This window comes from Microbispora oryzae (assembly GCF_017896165.1).
Taxonomy (GTDB): Bacteria; Actinomycetota; Actinomycetes; order Streptosporangiales; family Streptosporangiaceae; genus Microbispora; species Microbispora oryzae.
On the sequence record NZ_JAFCNB010000026.1, the window covers coordinates 17,612 to 39,207 of the forward strand.

Sequence of the window (21,596 nt, forward strand, 5' to 3'; positions counted from 1 at the left end):
AGGGCGGCCGGTCCTCCCACACGCGGCGGCGGGTGCCCGGACGACCGGGCACCCGCGGCGGCGCGTCGTCAGGCTCCGCGGAGCTGCGCCCCGGTCCGCTCGCCCGCCAGGGCCACGGCGGCGGCGCGCGCGGCCGTGGTCTCCTCGACGGTGAGCGTGCGGTCGGGGGCCCGGAACCGCAGCGTGTAGGCGAGCGACTTGTTCCCCTCGCCCGCCTGGGCACCGGTGTAGACGTCGAACAGCCGGATCGACTCCAGCAGCTCGCCGGCGCCCTCGCGCAGCGCCACCTCGACATCGGCGACCGGCGTGGCGACCGGGACGATCAGCGCGACGTCCTGAGTGGCCACGGGGTAGCTGGAGACCGCGGGGGCCTGCACCGGCCCGGACGGCGCCAGCAGCGACAGCTCCAGCTCGACCGCCGCGGTCCGCGGCGGCAGGCCGTACGCCTCGGCCACGCGGGGGTGCAGCTCACCCGCGTGACCGACGATCACCTGCTCGCCGGTCTCCGGGTCGGTGACGCTCAGCGCCGCGCACCGCCCGGGGTGCCACGGCTCGTGCCGGTCCGCCCGGACGCCGAGCTCGACGCCGGCCTCTCTGGCGATCGTGCGGGCCGCCTCGATCGCGTCGGCCCAGGACGCCTGGCGGCCCCGGCCCCACCAGCCCGACCGTTCGAACTCTCCGGCGAGAACGGCGGCCACGCGGACCGGCTGCCGTGGCAGCGCGCGCTCGATCGCGGCCAGTTCCTCCGGCGTGGGACGCCGGTCGACGGCCAGCACCGGGGCCGCCCCGGGGGCGTCCGGCTCCGGCCGGTAGACCAGGCCGATCTCGAACAGCGCCGCGTCGGCGGATCCGCGGCCCACGTTGCGGGCCAGGGTCTTCAGCAGGCCCGGCAGCAGGGTCGTCCGCAGGTAGGGCTCGTCCTCGCTCAGCGGGTTGACCAGCCGGGTCACCCTCCTGCGCGGGTCGTCCTCGGGGAGCAGCAGGTCGTCGAGGTCGCGCGCGCCGACGAAGGGGTAGGACAACACCTCGGCGTAGCCCGACAGCGCGAGCGCCCGCCCGGCCCGGCGGCGCAGCCGCTGGTTCTCGGTCAGCCCGGCCCCGGCGGGGGCGTGCGGCAGGACCGACGGCAGCCTGTCGTAGCCTTCGAGCCGGATGACCTCCTCCGCGAGGTCGTTGGGGTCGGTCAGGTCGGGACGCCAGCTCGGCGGGACGACCGTGATCAGGTCGTCTCCGCGCACGGCCAGCTTGCCGGCGAGGTCGGCGGTGGACACCACGCCGGTCGCCGCGACGCCGTGACCGCCGGCGGGCGCGGGGGCGCCGGCCGCGCCCTCGGTCACCGTGCAGCCGACCTGCTCGAGCCGGCGGATCACCGTCTCACGCCCGTACGCCATGCCGGCGACCCGGTCGGGATGGTCAGCCGGGATGGTGATCGTGACCGGCGCCACCTCCGCCTGGGCGTGGGTGACGCCCGGCTCGGCGACGGCCCCGCCGAGCTCGGTCAGCAGCTGGACGGCCCGCCACGACGCGGCCAGGGGCAGCTCGCGGTCGACGCCCCGCTCGAAGCGCTTGGACGCCTCGCTGACCAGGTTGTGCCGGCGGGACTCGCGTGCGATGCCGGTCGCGGAGAAGTGCGCGGCCTCGATGACGATGTCGGCCGACTCGGCGGAGATCTCGGTGTGCAGGCCTCCCATGGTGCCCGCCATTGAGATCGGCCCCGACGCGTCGGTGATCAGGATGTCGTCCTCGTGGAGCGTGCGCGTCACGTGGTCGAGCGTCTCCAGTGACTCCCCGGGCCGGGCCCGCCGGACGACGATCGCGCCGGACAGGCGGGACCGGTCGAACGCGTGCAGCGGCTGACCGAGCTCCAGCATCACGTAGTTGGTCACGTCGACGGCGAGCGAGACCGAGCGCATGCCGGCCCGGGCCAGCCGCACCCGCATCCACAGCGGGGTCTCGGCGGCGGGGTCGAACCCGGTGACCGACCGCAGCACGAAGCGGTCGCAGGCGGTCGGGTCGCCGATCGAGGCCGGCCACGACTCGCCGGTCGCGGCGGGGAGCTCGATCGCGGCCGGGTCGCGGAACGGCACGCCGAACGCGATGGCCGCCTCGCGGGCCACGCCGCGGATGGACAGGGCGAAGCCCTTGTCGGGGGTGATCTCCAGCTCCAGGACCTCGTCGCGCAGGCCGAGCAGCTCGACGACGTCGGTGCCGATCCGGGTGTCCTGCGGCAGCAGCAGGATGCCCGGGGACGAGTCGGCGACGCCCAGCTCGGCCTCGGAGCAGATCATGCCGTCCGACAGCCGCCCGTAGGTCTTGCGGGAGCCGATCTCGAAGCCGCCCGGGAGCACGGCGCCGGGCAGCGCGACCGGGACCACGGCGCCCTCGGTGAAGTTGACGGCGCCGCAGATGATCTCGCGCGGCGTCGCCTCCCCGACCTCGACCCGGCAGTGCCGGATGGGCTTCTTGAACCCGGTCAGCTCCTCGATCTCGAGGACCCGGCCGACGACCACATTCTTGATCTCGTGGCCGTGGGAGGAGATCGCCTCCAGCTTGAGGCCGGCGGCGGTGAGCCGCTCGGCGACCTCGTGGGCGGTGACCGCGGGCAGGTCGACGTACTCCCGCAGCCAGGAAAGCGGGACCTTCATCAGACCTCCAGCCCGAACGGAAGGGTGAACCGGATGTCGCCCTCGACCATGTCGCGCATGTCGTCGGCGTTGTGGCGGAACATCAGCGTGCGCTCGATGCCCATCCCGAAGGCGAAACCGGAGTAGACGGACGGGTCGACGCCGCACGCGATCAGCACGCGCGGGTTGACCATCCCGCAGCCGCCCCACTCGATCCAGCCCTCCGACTTGCAGGTGCGGCAGGGCGGGTTGCCGGGCACGGCCGAGGAGCCGCGGCAGACGAAGCAGCGCAGGTCCATCTCGGCGGACGGCTCGGTGAACGGGAAGTAGTTGGGCCGGAAGCGCGTGCTGATGCCCTCGCCGAACATGACCTCGGCGAACCGGTCGAGCGTGCCCTTGAGGTGGGCCATCGTCAGCCCCTTGTCGACCGCGAGACCCTCGACCTGGTGGAACACCGGGGTGTGGGTGGCGTCGAGCTCGTCGGTGCGGAACACCTTGCCCGGCGAGATCACGTACACCGGCAGCGCGCGCGACAGCAGGGTCCTGATCTGCACGGGCGAGGTCTGCGTGCGCAGTACCTTGCCCGAGCCGGTGCTCTCGACGAAGAACGTGTCGTGGTCGGAGCGGGCCGGGTGATCGGGCGCGATGTTCAACGCGTCGAAGTTGAACCACTCGCCTTCGAGCTCCGGTCCTTCGGCCACCTCGTATCCCATCGCCACAAAGGCGTCGGCGACGCGCTCCTGGAGCGTGGTGAGAGGGTGCCGGGCGCCGCGTGGAACGCGGTCCCAGGGCAGCGTGACATCGACCGTCTCCTCGATGAGAACGCGCGCGTCACGTTCGGCCTCAAGCTCGGCCTGACGTGCGGCGACGGCCGCGCCGATCGCCTTGCGGGCCGCGCCGATCCGCTTGCCCGCCTCGGCGCGCGCGGCGGGCGGCAGCGCGCCGATCTCCCGGTTGGCCAGCGCGATCGGCGAGCGGTCACCGGCGTGCGCCAGCCGGGCCTGCTTCAGTTCGTCGAGATCGCGGGCCGCGGCGATGGCGGCGAGCGCGTCGTCCTGCGCCTTCGCCACCTCGTCGGTGTGCAACGGCGTCACCTCGACGGGGTCATAGGTGTTCGACAAGAGAGAGCTCCGTATCCAGGGCGTGCGAGCGCCGGGCGCTCAGCGACGACTACTTTAGTCGGATCAGCCCACCGGGCCGTCCTTCGCGCGCGGAGCGTGTGGACAGGCGCCGCGTTCAGGCGAAGTCAGGGGTGCCGGTGGGCAGACTAAATCGGAACTCGGCGCCACCGCCGGGCGCGCGCTGCACGGTGATCGAGCCACCGTGCGCCTCGACCAGCCCCTTGACGATGAACAGGCCGAGCCCGGTGCCGCCGCGCCGCCGCCCGTGGCCCCGCCAGAACTGGCGGAAGACACGGTCAACCAGCTCGGGTGCCACACCCTCACCCTGGTCGCGGACCGCCACGGCTACTCCCCACTCGACCGGCTCCACCACTATCGTCACCGTACCGCGACCGTGGCGCACCCCGTTTTCCACGAGGTTGGCGAGGATCTGGTCGATCTTGTCCTGATCCGCCCAGATCTCCGGCAGGTCGCCGAGCACCTCCAGGGCGAAGCGATCCGCCGGCTCCCCCGCCGCGACCCGCCCGGCGACGATCCGGCGGGCCCGCGCCGGGATGTCCACGACCTGCCGGTGGATCTCCACGCGGCCCGACTCGATCCGCGACACGTCGAGAAGCTCGGTGATCAGCCGGGTCACCCGGTCGGCGTCGGCGTTGACGGTCTCCAGCATGACGAGCTTCTGCGCGTCGGTGAACCGCTCCCACTTGGCCAGCAGCGTCGCGGTGAACCCTTTGACGCTCGTCAGCGGTGACCTCAGCTCGTGGGCGACGGTGGACACGAGGTCGGCGCGGCTGCGCTCGACCCGGGCCCGGGCGGAGGCGTCGCGCAGCGTGATCACGACCCGGGTGACCGGTCCGCCGCGCGCGGGCGCGCGGACGAACCGCGCGGCCACCAGAAGCTCCTGCCGGCCGGGCAGGTGCAGCGGGCGCTCCGGCTGCCGGCTGCGGCTGATCAGCCCGCCCTGGGGGTCGAGCCACTTCCACCAGTCGCGGCCGTCGGGGTCACGGAACGGCAGGACGTCGCCGATCAGCCTGCCGACCGCGGCCTCGCGGCCCACCCCCGTCAGGCGCTCGGCGACCCGGTTGACCATGAGCACGACGCCCCGATGGTCAGCCGCCACCAGGCCGTCGGGCAGCTCGTCCACGTCGATGAGGTCACTCCCGCCGTCCCCCTCGCCGAGGGCGCCGCCGGGGGTGCCGTCACCACGCACGAAACCGTCTCCTCCACCTCTGCCGGACCCCGCGGACGGCCCGGCCCGCAGGCCCGGCGTCCCGGTTCACCGCGACTCCATCGCCGACAATAGCGGGTTTCCGGAGGGCGCCGGCAGCCTCAGGAGGCGGGGGTGGGGGGATGTTCCACCGGATATAAGCTCTGGCGTTGCACCCGGGCGGACGCGTACAGGCAGACCGCCGCCGCGGTGGCGAGGTTGAGACTCTCGGCCCTGCCGTAGATCGGCACGCGGACCACCTCGTCGGCGAGTTCGAGCAGCTCCGGCGGCAGACCCCACGCCTCGTTGCCGAACAGCCACGCCGTCGGGCCGGACAGGTCCACCTCGTCGAGCGTCCTGGTCGCCGTCCCGTCCGCGGCGAGCACCCGGAGCCCCGCCTGCCGGGCGTGCCGTACGGCGTCGGGCACGGGCGCGCCGGTGGCGACGGGCAGGTGGAACAGGCTCCCCGCGCTGGCGCGGACGCACTTGCCGTTGTAGGGGTCGACGGACGCGTCAGTGAAGACGACGGCGTCGGCCCCGGCCGCGTCGGCCGTGCGCAGCACGGTGCCGGCGTTCCCGGGATCCCGCACGTGGGCCAGCACGGCCACCAGGCGGGCGCCCGGCGGTACGGCCTCCGGCAGCGGCACGTGGACGAAGCGGCACACCGCCAGCAGACCCTGGGGGGTGACGGTCTGCGTCAGCTCGGTCATCACCTCACCGCTGGAGCGGTGCACCGGGATGCCGCGGGCCACGGCGGCGGCGACGATGTCGGCGTGCCGGACCTCGGCGTCCGCGGTCGCGAACAACTCGACCGTGACGCCCTCGACGGCCAGCGCCTCACGGACCGCCTGGGGACCCTCGGCGAGGAACGCCCGGTCACGGTCGCGGAAGGCCCGCTTGGCCAGCCGGCGCGCCGCCTTGACGCGGGGTGACCTGATGTTGGTGAGTTCCGCCATGCGGGACTCTTCCCCCCTCAATGTGAATGAGGGCCCGCCGGCGACGGCGGGCCCTCATCGGAGCGGTGTCAGGCGACCGGCGCGTTGACGTCGGACGGCAGCGCCTTCTTCGCGGACTCGACGAGCGTGGCGAAGGTCGCCGCGTCGTTCACCGCGAGGTCGGCCAGGATCTTGCGGTCGACCTCGATGCCGGCCAGGCGCAGGCCCTGGATGAACCGGTTGTAGGTCATGCCGTTGAGGCGGGCCGCGGCGTTGATCCGCTGGATCCACAGCCGGCGGAAGTTGCCCTTCCGGTCCTTGCGGTCCCGGTACGCATAGGTCATCGAGTGGAGCATCTGCTCCTTGGCCTTGCGGTAGAGCCGCGAGCGCTGACCCCGGTAACCGCTTGCCCGTTCGAGAACGACCCGGCGCTTCTTCTTGGCGTTGAGCGCCCTCTTCACGCGTGCCATTTTTCAGTCTCCCCGGGTCGTTACTTAGCGAGCAGCTTCTTGATCTTCTTGGTGTCGGCGTCGGACATGACGACGACGCCCTCGAGACGGCGCGTACGGGTGGACGGCTTGTGCTCGAAAAGGTGCTGCCGGTTGGCACGGCGGCGGACAATCTTGCCGGTCCCGGTGAGCCGGAACCGCTTCTTCGCACCGCTGTGCGACTTCATCTTCGGCATGTCAGCCGTCTCTCCCTCATTCGTCCGTGCCGAGACCCGGGCCGGTTTCCCGAGCCTGCGGCAACTGCCTGGCTCCGCGAGACCGTCCCGGTCCCGGTTTCTTCGTGTCGTCGGCGGCGTCGCGCGATGGTTCAGACCGACGTCGCCGGAGGCTGCTCGTCCAGTTCCCCGGCGGAGCCGTCCGTCGAATCGTCCCCGCGATGGGCCCTGGCCGCGGCCTTCTCGGCCCTGGCCTCGGCCTTCTTCTTGTGCGGCCCGATCACCATGATCATGTTACGACCGTCCTGCTTGGGCTGTGACTCCACGAAACCCAGCTCGGTGACGTCCTCGGCCAGGCGCTGGAGCAGCCGGAAGCCCAGCTCCGGGCGCGACTGCTCGCGGCCACGGAACATGATGGTGACCTTGACCTTGTCTCCCGCCTTGAGGAACCGCACGACGTGACCCTTCTTGGTCTCGTAGTCGTGCGGGTCGATCTTCGGCCGGAGCTTGATCTCCTTGATGATCGTGTGCGCCTGGTTGCGACGGGCCTCGCGCGCCTTCATGGCCGACTCGTACTTGAACTTGCCGTAGTCCATGAGCTTGCAGACGGGCGGGCGGGCCGTGGCCGCGACTTCGACGAGATCGAGGTCGCTCTCCTGCGCGAGCTTCAGCGCGTCGCCGATGGAGACGATGCCGACCTGTTCGCCGTTCGGGCCGACGAGGCGGACCTCGGGCACACGAATACGGTCGTTGATGCGGGGCTCGGTGCTGATGGGACCTCCAAAGATCTCCGCTTGGTGCTCGACCGTGCAGGGAACACGAAAAACCCCGCACGTCACGCATGCGGGGTCACTGAGCTCTCCTACCGAAAACTCCGGTGTGATCCTTGACCCGTCCGCCTTTCGGCGGATCAGGTGGGAGGAGGACCTCCGCTTGCGCGTCCAGCGTCATGCCGGACCGATCGAGTGCTTACGTTACCACAACCCCGGAAGGCCCCCCAACAATTCCCCCGCGCGCTCAGCCCGCCCGGCGGGCCAGCTCGGCCTCGCCGGCCGCGCGCATCGCCTCCACGGGGACGTCCGTGCGACCGGTCATCAGCTCCACCTGCCGCACCGCCTGGTGCAGCAGCATCGGCAGCCCACCGACCACCGTGCGTCCCCGATCGCGTACGGCCGTCGCGAGCGCGGTCGGCCAGGGCGAGTAGACGACGTCGAAGACGGCGCCCTTGTCGGGGAGGGAGGCGGCCACCACGTCGGCGACGCCGTCCGCCGCCCCGGACGGGAGCGTCGAGACGACCAGGTCGGCGCCGCCGGGGAGGTCGCCGAAACCGCGGACGATCACGGTCACGCCGAGCCGCTCGGCGACGCTCAGCGTCTCGCCGGCCCGGGAGGGGTCGCGGACGACCAGGGTGACGGTGGTCAGCCCCAGCTCGCGCAGGGCGGCCAGGGCCGAGGCGGCGGTGGCGCCCCCGCCGAGGACCGTCGCGCTGGCCGGGGCGGGCACCCCCGCCTCGGCCAGCGCCCGCACGATGCCGTACACGTCCGTGTTCTCGCCGTGCCGCCGCCCGTCGCGGAAGACGACGGTGTTGGCGCCGCCCACCTCCACGGCCAGCTCCGAGACCGTGTCGAGCAGCGGCAGCACCACGCGCTTCAGCGGCATCGTGAGCGACACGCCCGCCCATTCCGGGCCCATCGTCTCCAGCAGCCCGGCGAGGTCGTCCTCCGCGCACTCGATCGCGTCGTAGCGCCAGTCGTGCAGGCCGAGCGCGGCGTACGCGGCCCGGTGCAGGAACGGCGACAGCGAGTGGGCGACGGGCGAGCCGAGCACCGCGGCCCGGCGCGCTCCGGCGACGTGCCCCGCCATCAGCCGTTGTTCCTGTTGAACTCGTCGCGGATCTTGATGAAGTCGGACTCGTTGTCCGTGAACTTGGTGATGCCCCGCTTCGGATCGGTGGTCACGAACCACAGCCAGTTGCCGTCGGCGGGGTGCAGCGCGGCGTCGATCGCGTGGTCGCCCGGGTTGCTGATCGGTCCCGGCGGCAGGCCCGGCCGTTTGTAGGTGTTGTACGGCGAGGTGCTCCGCAGATCGGCGTTGGACGCCGAGATGCCGTATTTGTCGAGGCCGTACATGACCGTGCTGTCCATCGCCAGGTTCATCGGAGGGTTGCGGCCGAGCCGGTTGTAGATCACCCGGGCCACCTTCGGCATGTCCTGGACGTTCCCCGCCTCGGCCTGGACGATGCTGGCGACGATGATGATCTGCCGGGGCGAGACGCCGAGCTGCTTGGCCTGACCCTCCAGATCGGCGTGCTCCGCCGCCTGGTTGAAGCGGTCGACCATCTTGGTCAGGATGTCCTGAGCGGAGAGCTTCGGACTGATCTCGTACGTCGCCGGGAACGCGAAGCCCTCAAGGCGGCCCTTCGCGTACGGCGGGAGCCCGAGATCGGATCGGGAGGCCTTCTTGAACTCGTCGACCGGCTTGCCGGTCGCCGTGGACAGCTCATCGAAGATCTTGCTGAGCCGCAGGCCCTCGCGGATCGTCAGCTGGTTGAGCACCCGCTTCTTGGGGTCGAGCAGGGTGACCGCCTCGGCCGCCGGCATCCCCTTGCGCAGGACGTACTCGCCGGGCTGGAGCGAGGCGCTCTTGCCGGCCGCGCCGATGGCGTTCACGAACGCCCGCGCGCTCGCCACGACGCCCTCGTCGGCCAGCATCTCGGCGACGTCGCTGGCGGTGGCGCCCTCCTTGATCTCCACGGTGACCTCGCCCGTGCCGGGACCCGCGAAGTCCTTCGGGACCATCACGCCGCGGACCAGGTTGAACCCGTAGTAACCGGCCCCGCCCAGCACGCCGGTGATGATCACAACGGCGAACACGGTGGCGGCGAAACCCTTGCGCCGCTGCCGTTTGCGCCGCCTCCGGCTCCGCCGCTGCTGGCTGCGGCTGCCGGGCTGGCGACGCCTGGGAGGCCCGTCGTCGTCCTCCGAGCCGAGCAGGAAGTCCATGTCCAAGTCATTCATAGTGCGCTGGCCAATCTCTCGGTACGAGCGGCCTGCCGTCAAGCGAGTGCGCCAAACCGAGGGGGGTCGAAAACGTGAGGATCGCGTCCCCCGGAGCGCACGCGTGGCGAGCCCGGCGTGCCCGCGACGGGCACGCCTCACCGGGGAGGGGTGTACCGAAGACCACTAGTTCGTCCCGAGATACCTGTTCAGCTCTTGCCGATATTTCCTGAACTCAGCCTCGTTGTCAGTGAATTTGGTGATTTTACGACGGGGATCAGTCGTGACAAACCAGTACCAATCGCCCACGGCGGGGTGCAGGGTCGCCCTGAGGGCACTCTCCCCCGGGTTGCCGATCGGGCCCGGCGGCAGACCCGGGCGACGGTAGGTGTTGTACGGCGACTCGATCCGGGTGTCCGCCTCCGAGACCTTCAGCGTGTGCCGCTTCAGCGCGTAGTTGACCGTGCTGTCCATCTCCAGCTTCGCGCCGCGCGCCAGCCGGTTCTGCACCACCCGGGAGACCTTGGGGTAGTCGGCCTCGACGCCGCCCTCCGCCTGCACGATGCTCGCCACGGTCACCGCCTGCCGCGGCGTCAGCCTGACGGCCGGTGCGGACCGCTCAAGTGCCAGCTTGACCGCCGCCACCCGGAACCGCGCGATCATGCTCCGCAGCAGCGCCCTCGCCGTCGTGCCCGGCTCGATCTCGTACGTCGCGGGGAACAGGAAGCCCTCGATGTCGCCCTCGGCGTACGGGGGCAGCCGCAGGTCGCCGGGCCGCGCGGCGGCGCTGGTGAAGTCCGCCAGCGGGATGCCCGTGCCGGCCGCGAGGACGGTCAGCACCTCCGCCGTGCGCAGGCCCTCGGGCACGGTCACCGTGCGCACGACGCGGGAGCCGGGCGCGAGCAGCAGGTCGAGGGCCGACGCCGCCGCCATGTGCCGCCGCAACCGGTAGCGGCCGGGCCGCAGGGTGTTCTCCTTCGCCCGCGCGGTGACCTCGTGGACGAAGGACCTGGAACTGGCCACGACGCCCGCCCGCTCCAGACTCCGGCCGATGTCCCCGGCGCTCGCTCCGGGCGTGATGTCCACGTTGACGGCGCCGTAGCCGGCGCCCGCGTAGTCGGCGGCCCCCGGTTCCTGCCGCACGGCGGCGTGGACCCCGAAGGCGATCGCCGCCGTGACCGCGGCGGCTCCGGCCACCAGGGCCGGTGACGCCTTCACCTGCCGGTCCCGCCGCTCGCTTCCTCGCCGGGCCCGCGGCCCGGCGGTGGTTCCAGTGGTCGTCCCGGTGGCCGGCCGGAGATCCGCTCGCCGTCCAGCGCCGCCTGCAGGAGTACCACCGCGGCGGCCTGGTCGACGACGTCGCGCTGGTCGCGCGCCCTGACCCCGCTCGACCGCAGCCCGCGCTGGGCCGTGACCGTGCTCAGCCGCTCGTCCACCAGCCGTACCGGCACCGGGGTCACCCGGGCGGCGAGCCGTCCGGCGAACTCCCGGGCGGCCGCGGCCGCGTGGCTCTCCCTGCCCGACAGGGACGTCGGCAGTCCGACGAGTATCTCGATCGCCTCGTGCTCGGCGGCGATCGCCGCGATCCTGCCGAGGTCGCCCCGGCCGCGCCGTACGGTCTCGACCGGCGTGGCGAGCAACCCCGAGGGATCGCTGCGGGCCACGCCGATACGGACGGTGCCGACGTCGACGCCGACGCGGACGCCGTGCCTCATGGGTCCGTCCCCACCCTCACCCGGCCGGTCAGCCGAGTGAGGAGGTGATTGTCTCCTCGACCGCGCGCAGCGCGTCCCCGATCGCCTCGGGACGGCTTCCTCCGCCCTGCGCCACGTCGTCCTTGCCGCCACCGCCACCCCCAAGAGTCTTGGCGGCGACGCCGACGAGCCTGCCGGCCTTGAGCCCTCGTTCGCGCCCCGCCTCGTTGACCACGGCCACGACGACCGGCCGATCGGAGGGGACACCGGACACGACGACGACCGCGGCGCGGTCGCCCGGGAACCGCCCGCGCACATCAAGGGCGAGTTTACGCAGGTCGTCGGCGGAGGTGCCATCAGGCGCGCGGTGTGTCACGACCGAGACGCCCTGGATGTCGCGGGCGCCCGCGGCGAGCTCGCCCGCCACGGCGAGGACCTGGGCGGAGCGGAGCCGCTCCAGCTCCTTCTCCGCGGTCCGCAGCCGGGTGACGATGCCCTCAATGCGCTCGGGCAGCTCCTCGCGGCGGACCTTGAGCTGCTCGCTGAGCTGCGCCACCAGCACGCTCTCGCGGGCGAGGAACCGGAACGCGTCGGTGCCGACGAGCGCCTCGACCCGGCGGACGCCGGCGCCGATCGACGCCTCCCCGAGGACCTTGATCAGGCCGAGCTGCCCGGAGCTGGCCACGTGGGTGCCGCCGCACAGCTCCCGGGAGTAGTCGCCGACCTCGACGACGCGGACCTCGTTGCCGTACTTCTCGCCGAACAGGGCCAGGGCGCCCATCGCGCGGGCCTCCGCCTGGCTCGTGTAGAACGCGTTGACCGTGAGGTCGTCGATCAGGACCGCGTTGACCTCGTCCTCGACGTCGCGCAGGACGCTGTGCGAGATCGCCCCGGCGGCGGTGAAGTCGAAGCGGAACCGGCCGGGCGAGTTCTCCGAGCCCGCCTGGGCCGCCGACTCGCCGAGCGCGTTGCGGAACCCGCGGTGGACCAGGTGGGTCGCGGTGTGGCTGCGGGAGATGGCCCGCCGCCGCTCCAGGTCGATCTCCGCGTGCGCCTGGTCGCCCACCCGGACCTCGCCGGTACGGACCTTGCCCCGGTGTACGACGAGACCGGTGATCGGCGACTGCACGTCGAGCACCTCGATCTCGGCGCCGCCGGTGCGGATCAGTCCCTGGTCGGAGAGCTGGCCGCCGCCCTCGGGATAGAAGGGGGTCCGGTCGAGCACGACCTCCAGCGTCGTCCCCGCACCCGCGGCGGGCACCGACACGCCGTCGGCCAGCAGGCCCACGACGTTCGCCTCGGCCGTCGTGTACTCGTAGCCGAGGAAGGCGACCTTGCCGGACTTCTCCAGGATTCCGGTGAACACGGAGATGTCGGCGTTGCCGGTCTTCTTCGCCGCCGCGTCGGCCTTGGCCCGGTCGCGCTGCTCCTGCATGAGCCGCCGGAAGCCCTCCTCGTCGACCTCCAGCCCCTGCTCCGCGGCCATCTCGAGGGTGAGGTCGATCGGGAAGCCGTACGTGTCGTGGAGCTGGAACGCCTGGTCGCCGCCGAGCGTGGGCGCGCCCTTGCGCTTGGTCTCCTCGACCGCGGCGTCGAAGATCGCCGTACCGGTGCGGAGGGTGCCCAGGAAGGACGCCTCCTCCGCGTCGATGACGGTGTGGATGTTGGCCGCGTCGCTCTTGAGCTCGGGATAGAGCCTGCTCATCACGTCGACGGTGACGGCGGTGAGCTCGTGCATGTAGCGCTCCTCGCCCGCCCCGAGCAGGCGCAGGTTGCGGATCGCCCGGCGGAGCATGCGGCGCAGCACGTAGCCGCGGCCCTCGTTGGAGGGCAGCACGCCGTCGCCCACGAGCATCACGCCCGCGCGCATGTGATCGGCGATCACCCGCAGCGAGACGTCGGAGCGCCGGTCGCGGCCGTACTTCGACTTGGTGAGCTCGGCCGCGCGGTCGAGGATCCGGTACGTGGTGTCGATCTCGTAGATGTTGTCGACGCCCTGCAGGATCGCGGCCATGCGCTCCAGGCCCATGCCCGTGTCGACGCTCTTGGCCGGCAGTTCCCCGGCGACGTCGAAGTCGACCTTGCTGCGGACCGCGCTCAGCTGGAACTGCATGAAGACGTTGTTCCAGACCTCCAGGTAGCGGGTCTCGTCGGCGACGGGACCACCCTCCCTGCCGTACTCCGGGCCGCGGTCGTAGTAGATCTCGGTGCAGGGGCCGCCGGGGCCGGGCACGCCCATGTGCCAGTAGTTGTCCGCGAGGCCGCGGCGCTGGACCCGCTCGGCGGGCAGGCCGACCTTGCGGTGCCAGATCTCGAACGCCTCGTCGTCGTCGTGGTAGACGGTCGCCCAGAGCCGGTCCTCGGGGAAGCCGAAGCCGCCGTCGGACTCGGACCGGGTGAGCAGCTCCCACGCGAACGGGATCGCCTGCTCCTTGAAGTAGTCGCCGAAGGAGAAGTTGCCGAGCATCTGGAAGAAGCTGGCGTGGCGCGTCGTCTTGCCGACCTCGTCGATGTCGAGCGTGCGCACCACCTTCTGCACGCTCGTGGCCCGCTTGAACGGGGGCTTCTGCTGACCCAGGAAGTAGGGCTTGAAGGGCACCATGCCCGCGTTCACGAGCAGGAGCGTCGGATCCTCGGCGACCAGGCTGGCCGAGGGCACGACGGTGTGCCCGCGTTCCTCGAAGAAACGCAGGAAGCGGCGGGCGATCTCTGCCGACTCCATCTCAGCGGCCATCCTTTGCGTCGTCGTTTGTGCTGGTGGCGGTACGGTCAACCCTGTCGAGCCCGAACTCGGCGCGCAACTCGGTTTCCCTGCTCGCCGACAGGCGGCGCACGTCGCCGGCGAAGTCGCGCAGCTCGTCGGCCGCGCGCCTGGCCACGTGGTCGGGCCGCAATGACTGAAGCTTACGCATGGTCCAGACCGCGAGGTACGCGCCCAGGGCCATGTAGAGCAGTCGCCGGATCATCGGCGCCCCCGGCCGACCGCCCGGGGCTCCGGCACGCGACCTGCCGCGCGCCGGTCCGCCGGGGGCCGGTCGCCCGTGCGGGGACCGGCGGCGCCGCGCTCGGCCGTCCGCATGCCGCGGGTCCAGGCGCCCGGCCCGCGCCGCTCCCGCCCGGACATGGCGGCCCGCAGACCGTGCCCGAACGCCGAGATCCTGATGACCGGCCCGGCGAACAGGGTGGAGACCACCGCTGTGATCCTCGCCAGGTTCCCGGTGACCTGACGGGCGTTCTCGGTGACGGCCTCGACGGCGACCAGCCGCCGGTTGGCCTCGGAGACCGTCTGGCCCATGTCGTCGAGCAGCGGCGCCAGCCGGTCGCTGAGCTCGGCGAGCGACCTGCGGGTCTCGGTGAGCAGCCGGGCCAGCCTGACCAGCACGACGGCCATGAAGCAGACCAGGATCGCCCAGAAAATGGCGACGACCAGGCCCGCGAGCTCTCCCGCGGTAAGCATGTGCCGATCTCCCTTAGATCACCCGAGCCGGAATGGCAAGACCTTACCGTGAACGCCCTGCCCCCCGTTCCGCATCACACGCCCACGGCGGCCCTGCGGCGCTCATTCGCCCCTGAGGAAGGCGCGGATCCTGGCCCACCGCTCGCCGTACCTGGCCTCCGCGCCGTGCCCGGTCGGCTCGTAGTAGCGCCGCTCGCGCAGTTCCTCGGGCGCGTAGTCCTGCCGGACCAGGCCGTGCTCGAAGTCGTGGGGGTACTGGTAGCCCTTGCCGTGGCCGAGCTTCTTCGCCCCGGCGTAGTGGGCGTCACGCAGGTGGCCGGGGATCCGGCCGACCATGCCGCGGCGCACGTCGTCGGACGCCGCTCCGATGGCCTTCACCACGGCGTTGGACTTGGGCGCGAGCGCGCAGTGGATGACCGCCTGCGCCAGGTTGATCCGTCCCTCCGGCAGGCCGATGAACTCGACCGCCTGAGCCGCCGCCACCGCGATCTGCAGGCACGTCGGGTCGGCCATGCCCACGTCCTCCGAGGCGAAGATCACGATGCGGCGGGCGATGAAACGCGGGTCCTCCCCCGCCTCGACCATCCGCGCCAGGTAGTGCAGCGCGGCGTCCGCGTCCGACCCGCGCATGCTCTTGATGAACGCGCTGATCACGTCGTAGTGCTGGTCGCCCTGCCGGTCGTAGCGGACCGCCGCCTTGTCGGCCGCCTTCTCGACCACGTCGACCGTCACGTCGTCCGCGAGCAGCGCCGCCGCCTCCAGGTAGGTGAGCGATCGGCGGGCGTCGCCGCCGGCCAGCCGTACGAGCTGGTCGAGGGCGTCGGGACGGACGGCGACCCGGCCGTCCAGGCCCCGGGGATCGGCGACGGCCCGTTCCAGGACCGCCCGGATGTCGTCGTCGCCGAGCGGCTCCAGCGTGAGCAGCAGCGAGCGGGACAGCAGCGGCGAGATGACGGAGAAGAACGGGTTCTCGGTCGTGGCGCCGATGAACGTGACCCAGCGGTTCTCCACCGCCGGCAGCAGCGCGTCCTGCTGGGCCTTGTTGAAACGGTGGACCTCGTCGACGAACAGCACCGTCTGCCGGCCGGTCATGCCCAGGTCGCGCCGGGCCTGCTCGATCGCCGCCCGGACCTCCTTGACGCCGGCGGACACCGCCGAGACCTCGACGAACCGCCGGCTGGTGGCGTTGGAGACGACGTAGGCCAGCGTGGTCTTGCCGGTCCCCGGCGGGCCCCACAGGAACAGCGACATGGGGGCGTCGCTCTCGACCAGCCGCCGCAGCGGGGTGCCGGGGCCGAGGAGGTGCCGCTGGCCGATCACCTCGTCCAGCGCCCGCGGCCGCATGCGCACGGCCAGGGGCTCCTGGCCGCGGTGGGCCTCCTCGGCCGCCGAGTCGAACAGGCTGTCCACATCGCCGACACTACCGGCAGGATCGGGCGCCGGGCGCCCGCCCCGCGCGGGTCAGCCGGCCCACACCGCCCGCGCGCCCGCGTCCCCGGTACGAACGATGTAGTAGCCGACGGCGACGGCGAGCACGACCGACGCGACGGACACCAGGACGGTGACGGCGCGGGGCGCCGGGCCGGCGCCGTCGGGGCCGCGGCGGCTACGCGTGAGGTAGACGAGCGCCAGCGCGGCCACGGTCAGGATCGCGGTTATCGGCAGGAGCACGTCGGCGAACTGGGAGTGGAACTCGACCGCCTCCGGCACGTTGCCGCCGAACATCCGGTGCTCCAGCGCCTCTCCGCTCTCCTTCGCGGCGAAGACGGACACCGGCGCCGCCAGCGCGCACAACACCAGGGCCCAGTCGAGCTTGTGCCGGAATCGCGGCAGGGCGACGTAGGCGATCGCGAGCACCGCGAGAAGCGGGGCGAAGACAACCGCCGCGTGGACGAGCAGCGGGTGCGCGGGAAGGCCGAAAACCTGGTCGAACATCGTTCCTCGCTCCTGGAAGGGGACCTGGCGGCGCCCCGTGATGCCGGGGCGCCTGCACCTCATACGGATCCGATCGCCAGGAGGTTCGCAGGGAGTTCTGAGAGACAGATGAGTGCAAACTCTCGTGATACCCGTGGGGCGCATGCTTTACACGAACACAACGAGGATCACGGATAGAGTGACGCAGCAGTCGTAAACAAGGGAAAAAGGGAAGGCATAGCGGTGACCGACACTGATCGGCAGAAGCCGGCTCCGTACGGGAGCACGGCCAGGCGCACCACCCCCCTCGGCACGCGAGGCTTCCACCTCGGCCTTGGGCTCGGTGTCCTCGCGCTGGCGGGCGGCCTCGCGGCCTGCAGTGGCGGCTCGAAGGACAACGCGGCGGCCAGTTCAAGCCCCTCGGCCAGCACGGTGGGGCCGTCGGCGGCCCCCTCGACCGTGGCACCGCCTACGGTGACGCCGAAGCCCTCCGACCTGCGCAAGGTCACCTGCAGCTACCGCAAGGACGACACCGGCAGCCCCGCCAAGTTCGTCGGCTTTCCGCCGAAGAGGCTGAGCGCGGCGGTCATCAAGGCGAGCACGATGACCGTGCGGACCAACCTCGGCGACATCGTGATCGAGCTGGCCACCGGCGACGCCCCCTGCACGGTCAACTCGTTCGCGTTCCTGGCGAAGAAGAACTTCTTCGACAACACCGTCTGCCACCGGCTCACGACGATCCAGACGAACGGCCTCGGCCTGCTGCAGTGCGGCGACCCGCAGGCCAAGGGCGACGGCGAGAACCCGACCGACGGCACGGGCGGCCCCGGCTACCTGTTCGACGACGAGAACCTGGGGCCGCAGTACACCCGCGGCGTCGTCTTCATGGCGCAGCCGGGCGACGCGTCCAACTCGAACGGCAGCCAGTTCGCGATCTCCTACACCGACGAGAACGCGCAGCTCCCGCAGGCGTACACGCCCTTCGGCATCGTCAAGAAGGGCATGGACATCGTCGACAAGATCGTCAAGGGCGGGGTGAAGACCGCCAAGGACGGGGTCGACATCACCAGCGACGACGGCGGCTCCAACGCCCCCAAGCTGAAGGTCCTGGTCAAGAACGTCGTCGTCTCCTGACACGGCGGACGGCCGCCGGTCCCCCTGCGGGGGCCGGCGGCCGTCGCGCGTACAGGTCCCCGTCGCGGGGCCCGCCCGTCAGCCCTGAGTGGCCGCCTCCGCCTTCGGCGCGGCGTCCACCCCGGCCTCCTTGCGCTGGGCGCCCGTGATCGGCGTGGGCGCGCCGGTGAGCGGGTCGTAGCCCGACGCCGTCTTCGGGAACGCGATCACGTCGCGGATCGACTCACCGCCGGCCAGCAGCATGCAGATGCGGTCCCAGCCGTACGCGATGCCCCCGTGGGGCGGCGGGCCGTACTTGAACGCCTCGAGCAGGAAGCCGAACTTGCTCTCCGCCTCCTCCTTGGAGATGCCGAGCACGTCGAAGACCCGCTGCTGCATCTCCGCCCGGTGGATACGGATGGAGCCGCCGCCGATCTCCATGCCGTTGCAGACCATGTCGTACGCGTACGCGAGGGCCTCGGCCGGGTGGTCCTGGAAGTTGTCGGCCCACTCGGGCTTGGGCGACGTGAAGGGGTGATGGACCGCGGTCCAGCCGCCCTCGCCGTCCTCCTCGAACATGGGCGCGTCGACCACCCACAGGAACGACCACAGCGACTCGTCGATCAGCCCGCAGCGGCGGCCGATCTCCAGCCGCGCGGCGCCGAGCAGTTCGCGGGAGGCGGCCTTCGCGCCCGCGGCGAAGAAGACGGCGTCGCCCGGCTTCGCACCGGTCGCCTCGGCCAGGCCCGCGCTCTCGGCCTCCGACAGGTTCTTGGCCACCGGGCCGCCCAGGCCGTCCTCCTGGACGAGGACGTACGCCAGTCCGCGGGCGCCGCGGGACTTGGCCCACTCCTGCCAGGCGTCCAGCTCCCTGCGGGTCTGGGACGCGCCGCCGGGCATCACGACCGCCCCGACGTAGGGCGCCTGGAAGACCCGGAACGAGGTGTTCGCGAAGTAGTCGGTCAGCTCGGTCAGCTCGACGCCGAACCGCAGGTCGGGCTTGTCGGAGCCGTACCGCGCCATGGCCTCGGCGTAGGTCATCCGGGGCAGCGGCGTGGGCAGCTCGTAGCCGAGCGTCTCCTTCCAGATCCGCCCGATGAGGGCCTCACCGAGCTCGATGACGTCGTCCTGGTCGACGAACGACATCTCGATGTCGATCTGGGTGAACTCCGGCTGCCGGTCGGCGCGCAGGTCCTCGTCGCGGAAGCAGCGCGCGAGCTGGTAGTAGCGCTCCAGGCCGGAGACCATGAGGAGCTGCTTGAACAGCTGCGGCGACTGCGGCAGGGCGTACCAGTTGCCCGGCTGGAGCCGTACCGGCACGAGGAAGTCGCGGGCGCCCTCGGGGGTGGAGCGGGTCAGGTTCGGCGTCTCGACGTAGAGGAAGCCCCGCTCGCGCATGACCTCGTTGGCGAGGTAGGTGGCCTGGGAGCGGATCCGCAGCGACGCGGCGATCTGCTGGCGGCGGATGTCGAGGTAGCGGTACTTCAGCCGCGCCTCCTCCGACACCCCGGCGCCGCCCTCGATGGGGAACGGCAGCGGGGCCGACTCGCTCAGCACCTCGACCTCGTCGGCGACGACCTCGATCTCGCCGGTCGGCAGCTCGGGGTTCTCGTTGCCCTCGGGCCGCGGGCGGACCTCGCCCGTGACCCTGACGCAGTACTCCGAGCGCAGGTCGTGGGCGTGGTCTTCCTCGCGGAAGACCACCTGGGCCGAGCCGGAGGCGTCGCGCAGGTCGATGAACACGACGCCGCCGTGGTCGCGGCGGCGGGCCACCCATCCGGCCAGCGTCACCTGCCGACCGGCATGCTCCTTACGAAGCGTCCCTGCTTCGTGGGTGCGGATCACGAGACTTTCCCCTTCAATACGTCGACGACCTCCGCGAGCGGAACCGCGGTCTGGTCGGCTGTGGTCAGGTCTTTCACTTGCACGGCTCCCGCCTCGATGTCCCGGTCGCCCAGGATCATGGCGTAGCGGGCGCCGCTGCGGTCGGCCGCCTTCATCGCGCCCTTGACGCCACGGCCGCCGAAGGCCATGTCGACCGCGAGACCCGCCCGGCGAAGCTCGCTGACCAGCGGGAAGATCCGTCGCCTGGCCTCTTCCCCGAGGGGCACGGCGAACACGTCGAGGTGCCGGGGCCGCTCGCCCAGCAGCCCCTCGGCCTCCATCGCCAGCACCGTGCGGTCCACCCCGAGGGCCCAGCCCACGCTGGGCAGCGCCGGGCCGCCGATCATCTCGCTCAGCCCGTCGTAGCGGCCGCCCCCGCCGACCGCCGACTGGGCGCCCAGTCCGTCGTGCAGGAACTCGAAGGTGGTGCGGGTGTAGTAGTCGAGGCCGCGCACCAGGCGCGGGTCGTCGGCGTAGGCCACCCCCGCCGCGGACAGCAGCCCCCTGACCTCCTCGTGGTAGGCCTTGCAGGCCCCGCAGAGGTGGTCGGTCACCAGCGGCGCCCCGGTGAGCTGGGCCCGCACCTCGGGCCGCTTGTCGTCGAGCACGCGCAGCGGGTTGATCTCCACGCGCCGCCGGGTGGGCTCGTCGAGGTCGAGGCCCCGCAGGAACTCCTGCAGCGCCGCCCGGTAGGCCGGGCGGCACTCCTTGCAGCCGAGACTGTTGATCAGCAGCCGGACGCCGCGCAGCCCGAGGGCGGCGTAGCCGTCGGCGGCCAGCACGATCAGCTCCGCGTCGAGCGCCGGGTCCTCCGCGCCCACGGCCTCGGCGCCCACCTGGGAGAAGTGGCGGTAGCGGCCGGCCTGGGCCCGTTCGTAGCGGAAGTAGCTGCCCGAATACCAGAGCTTCACCGGCAGCGGCCCGCCCTGCAGACCGTGCTCCAGGACGGCGCGCATGACGCCGGCGGTCCCCTCCGGACGCAGCGTCAGCGACTGGCCGCCCCTGCTCTCGAACGTGTACATCTCCTTGGAGACGATGTCGGTCGACTCGCCGACCCCACGGGAGAACAGCGCGGTGTCCTCGAAGGTGGGCGTCTCGATGTAGCCGTAGCCCGCCCGCCGCAGGGGCGCGGACAGCCCCTCCCGTACGGCGAGCGCCCATTCCGAGCGCGGCGGCATCCAGTCGAAGGTGCCCTTGGGCGCCTGAAACGTCATCACATTCCCCTGGTCGGGCCCTCGTGCGGCGCGACCTCCCGGACGAAGGGATTGGTCGCGCGCTCGCGGCCGATTGTCGTCTGCGGTCCGTGGCCGGGCAGGACCGTGGTGTCGTCGGGCAGCGTCATCGTCTTGGCGAGGCTGCGCAGGATCGTGGGGTAGTCGCCCCCCGGCAGGTCGCTGCGGCCGATGGAGCCGGCGAAGAGCAGGTCGCCCGCGAAGAGGATCTGCGTGTCCTCGTGCGGCGTCCTGAACGTCACCGACCCCCTGGTATGGCCCGGCCTGTGCTCGACGGTCAGCTCCAGACCGGCCAGCTCCAGGGTGGCGCCGTCGCTCAGCTCCCTGAGGTCGTCGGGCTCGCTGAACTCCAGCCCTCCGAACAGCCGCCCGGTCGGCTCGCTCCACCCCTTGCCCGGGTCGGACAGCAGCTCCCTATCGGCTGGATGGATCCAGGCGGGAATGCCGCGGGCGCCGCAGACCGGCACCACCGACCACATATGGTCGATGTGACCGTGGGTGAGCAGCACCGCGACCGGCCTGAGCCGGTGCTCGCGGATCAGCTCGTCGAGCTCCGCCTCGGCGTCCTGACCTGGATCGATGACCACGCACTCCTCGCCTGCGGCGGGAGCGACGACGTAGCAGTTGGTCTGGAACAACCCTGCGGGAAACCCGGCGACGAGCACGGAGCGGCCTCTGGTGTGGTGAGGATGTATCAAGGATTTCGCGAGCGAATGTAACCGAAGGGTACCGGTGCGGGTCGGCGGGCTGCGAAT

20 protein-coding genes are annotated in these 21,596 nt (G+C 71.8%); 1 reads left to right on the plus strand and 19 read right to left on the minus strand.

Annotated features, from left to right (window positions below; genetic code table 11):
- Positions 1-68: 68 nt before the first annotated feature.
- From JOL79_RS30130 to JOL79_RS30205, 16 genes are all read right to left on the minus strand, one after another.
- Positions 69-2,645, minus strand: coding sequence for a phenylalanine--tRNA ligase subunit beta (locus JOL79_RS30130; RefSeq protein WP_210159309.1), 2,577 nt, complete (start codon positions 2,643-2,645; stop codon positions 69-71).
- Positions 2,645-3,745 (minus strand): phenylalanine--tRNA ligase subunit alpha, encoded by a 1,101-nt coding sequence (pheS, locus tag JOL79_RS30135; protein ID WP_210159310.1) that lies wholly within the window; start codon positions 3,743-3,745, stop codon positions 2,645-2,647. Before pheS ends, JOL79_RS30130 begins: the two co-directional genes overlap by 1 nt.
- A gap of 115 nt (positions 3,746-3,860) precedes the next feature.
- On the minus strand, positions 3,861-4,955 hold the full coding sequence (locus JOL79_RS30140; RefSeq protein ID WP_210159311.1) for a sensor histidine kinase: 1,095 nt from the start codon (positions 4,953-4,955) through the stop codon (positions 3,861-3,863).
- A 119-nt stretch (positions 4,956-5,074) separates the two neighbouring features.
- Entirely contained in the window at positions 5,075-5,908 is an 834-nt protein-coding gene (locus tag JOL79_RS30145; RefSeq protein ID WP_210159312.1) for a TrmH family RNA methyltransferase, read from the minus strand.
- A 68-nt stretch (positions 5,909-5,976) separates the two neighbouring features.
- A complete protein-coding gene (gene rplT / locus JOL79_RS30150) occupies positions 5,977-6,357 on the minus strand; it encodes a 50S ribosomal protein L20 (protein WP_210159313.1) in 381 nt (126 codons plus the stop codon).
- 20 nt (positions 6,358-6,377) lie between these two features.
- Entirely contained in the window at positions 6,378-6,572 is a 195-nt protein-coding gene (gene rpmI, locus JOL79_RS30155) for a 50S ribosomal protein L35 (protein ID WP_210159314.1), read from the minus strand.
- A 131-nt stretch (positions 6,573-6,703) separates the two neighbouring features.
- A complete protein-coding gene (gene infC / locus JOL79_RS30160; protein ID WP_443674008.1) occupies positions 6,704-7,390 on the minus strand; it encodes a translation initiation factor IF-3 in 687 nt (228 codons plus the stop codon).
- A 178-nt stretch (positions 7,391-7,568) separates the two neighbouring features.
- Entirely contained in the window at positions 7,569-8,414 is an 846-nt protein-coding gene (locus JOL79_RS30165) for a shikimate dehydrogenase (RefSeq protein ID WP_210159315.1), read from the minus strand.
- Positions 8,414-9,553, minus strand: coding sequence for an endolytic transglycosylase MltG (gene mltG / locus JOL79_RS30170; RefSeq protein WP_230985749.1), 1,140 nt, complete (start codon positions 9,551-9,553; stop codon positions 8,414-8,416). Before mltG (JOL79_RS30170) ends, JOL79_RS30165 begins: the two co-directional genes overlap by 1 nt.
- Before the next feature lie 180 nt (positions 9,554-9,733).
- Entirely contained in the window at positions 9,734-10,765 is a 1,032-nt protein-coding gene (gene mltG, locus JOL79_RS30175) for an endolytic transglycosylase MltG (RefSeq protein ID WP_210159317.1), read from the minus strand.
- Positions 10,762-11,262 (minus strand): Holliday junction resolvase RuvX, encoded by a 501-nt coding sequence (gene ruvX / locus JOL79_RS30180; RefSeq protein ID WP_210159318.1) that lies wholly within the window; start codon positions 11,260-11,262, stop codon positions 10,762-10,764. Before ruvX ends, mltG (JOL79_RS30175) begins: the two co-directional genes overlap by 4 nt.
- Positions 11,263-11,290: 28 nt before the next feature.
- Positions 11,291-13,963, minus strand: a complete 2,673-nt coding sequence (gene alaS, locus JOL79_RS30185) for an alanine--tRNA ligase (protein ID WP_210159319.1) — start codon at positions 13,961-13,963, stop codon at positions 11,291-11,293.
- A gap of 1 nt (position 13,964) precedes the next feature.
- A complete protein-coding gene (locus JOL79_RS30190) occupies positions 13,965-14,207 on the minus strand; it encodes a hypothetical protein (RefSeq protein ID WP_210159320.1) in 243 nt (80 codons plus the stop codon).
- Entirely contained in the window at positions 14,204-14,698 is a 495-nt protein-coding gene (locus tag JOL79_RS30195) for a DUF948 domain-containing protein (protein ID WP_210159321.1), read from the minus strand. The genes JOL79_RS30190 and JOL79_RS30195 overlap by 4 nt, the downstream gene beginning before the upstream one ends.
- A gap of 102 nt (positions 14,699-14,800) precedes the next feature.
- Entirely contained in the window at positions 14,801-16,108 is a 1,308-nt protein-coding gene (locus tag JOL79_RS30200) for a replication-associated recombination protein A (RefSeq protein ID WP_210159322.1), read from the minus strand.
- 51 nt (positions 16,109-16,159) lie between these two features.
- On the minus strand, positions 16,160-16,633 hold the full coding sequence (locus tag JOL79_RS30205) for a DUF2231 domain-containing protein (protein WP_210159323.1): 474 nt from the start codon (positions 16,631-16,633) through the stop codon (positions 16,160-16,162).
- A gap of 222 nt (positions 16,634-16,855) precedes the next feature.
- On the opposite strand from JOL79_RS30205, the gene JOL79_RS35690 reads away from it, so the two are divergent.
- Positions 16,856-17,746, plus strand: a complete 891-nt coding sequence (locus tag JOL79_RS35690) for a peptidylprolyl isomerase (RefSeq protein WP_210159324.1) — start codon at positions 16,856-16,858, stop codon at positions 17,744-17,746.
- A 78-nt stretch (positions 17,747-17,824) separates the two neighbouring features.
- On the opposite strand, the gene aspS is transcribed toward JOL79_RS35690, so the two are convergent.
- Genes aspS through JOL79_RS30225 form a run of 3 tightly spaced genes read right to left on the minus strand, consistent with a single transcriptional unit; the run spans position 17,825 to position 21,506 of the window.
- Complete coding sequence (gene aspS / locus JOL79_RS30215; RefSeq protein ID WP_210159325.1) at positions 17,825-19,570, minus strand: aspartate--tRNA ligase; 1,746 nt, start codon at positions 19,568-19,570, stop codon at positions 17,825-17,827.
- Positions 19,567-20,823, minus strand: coding sequence for a histidine--tRNA ligase (gene hisS / locus JOL79_RS30220; RefSeq protein WP_210159326.1), 1,257 nt, complete (start codon positions 20,821-20,823; stop codon positions 19,567-19,569). Before hisS ends, aspS begins: the two co-directional genes overlap by 4 nt.
- Positions 20,823-21,506: an MBL fold metallo-hydrolase gene (locus JOL79_RS30225; protein ID WP_210159327.1), complete on the minus strand. Its 684-nt coding sequence runs from the start codon at positions 21,504-21,506 to the stop codon at positions 20,823-20,825. The genes hisS and JOL79_RS30225 overlap by 1 nt, the downstream gene beginning before the upstream one ends.
- Between the last annotated feature and the right edge of the window lie 90 nt (positions 21,507-21,596).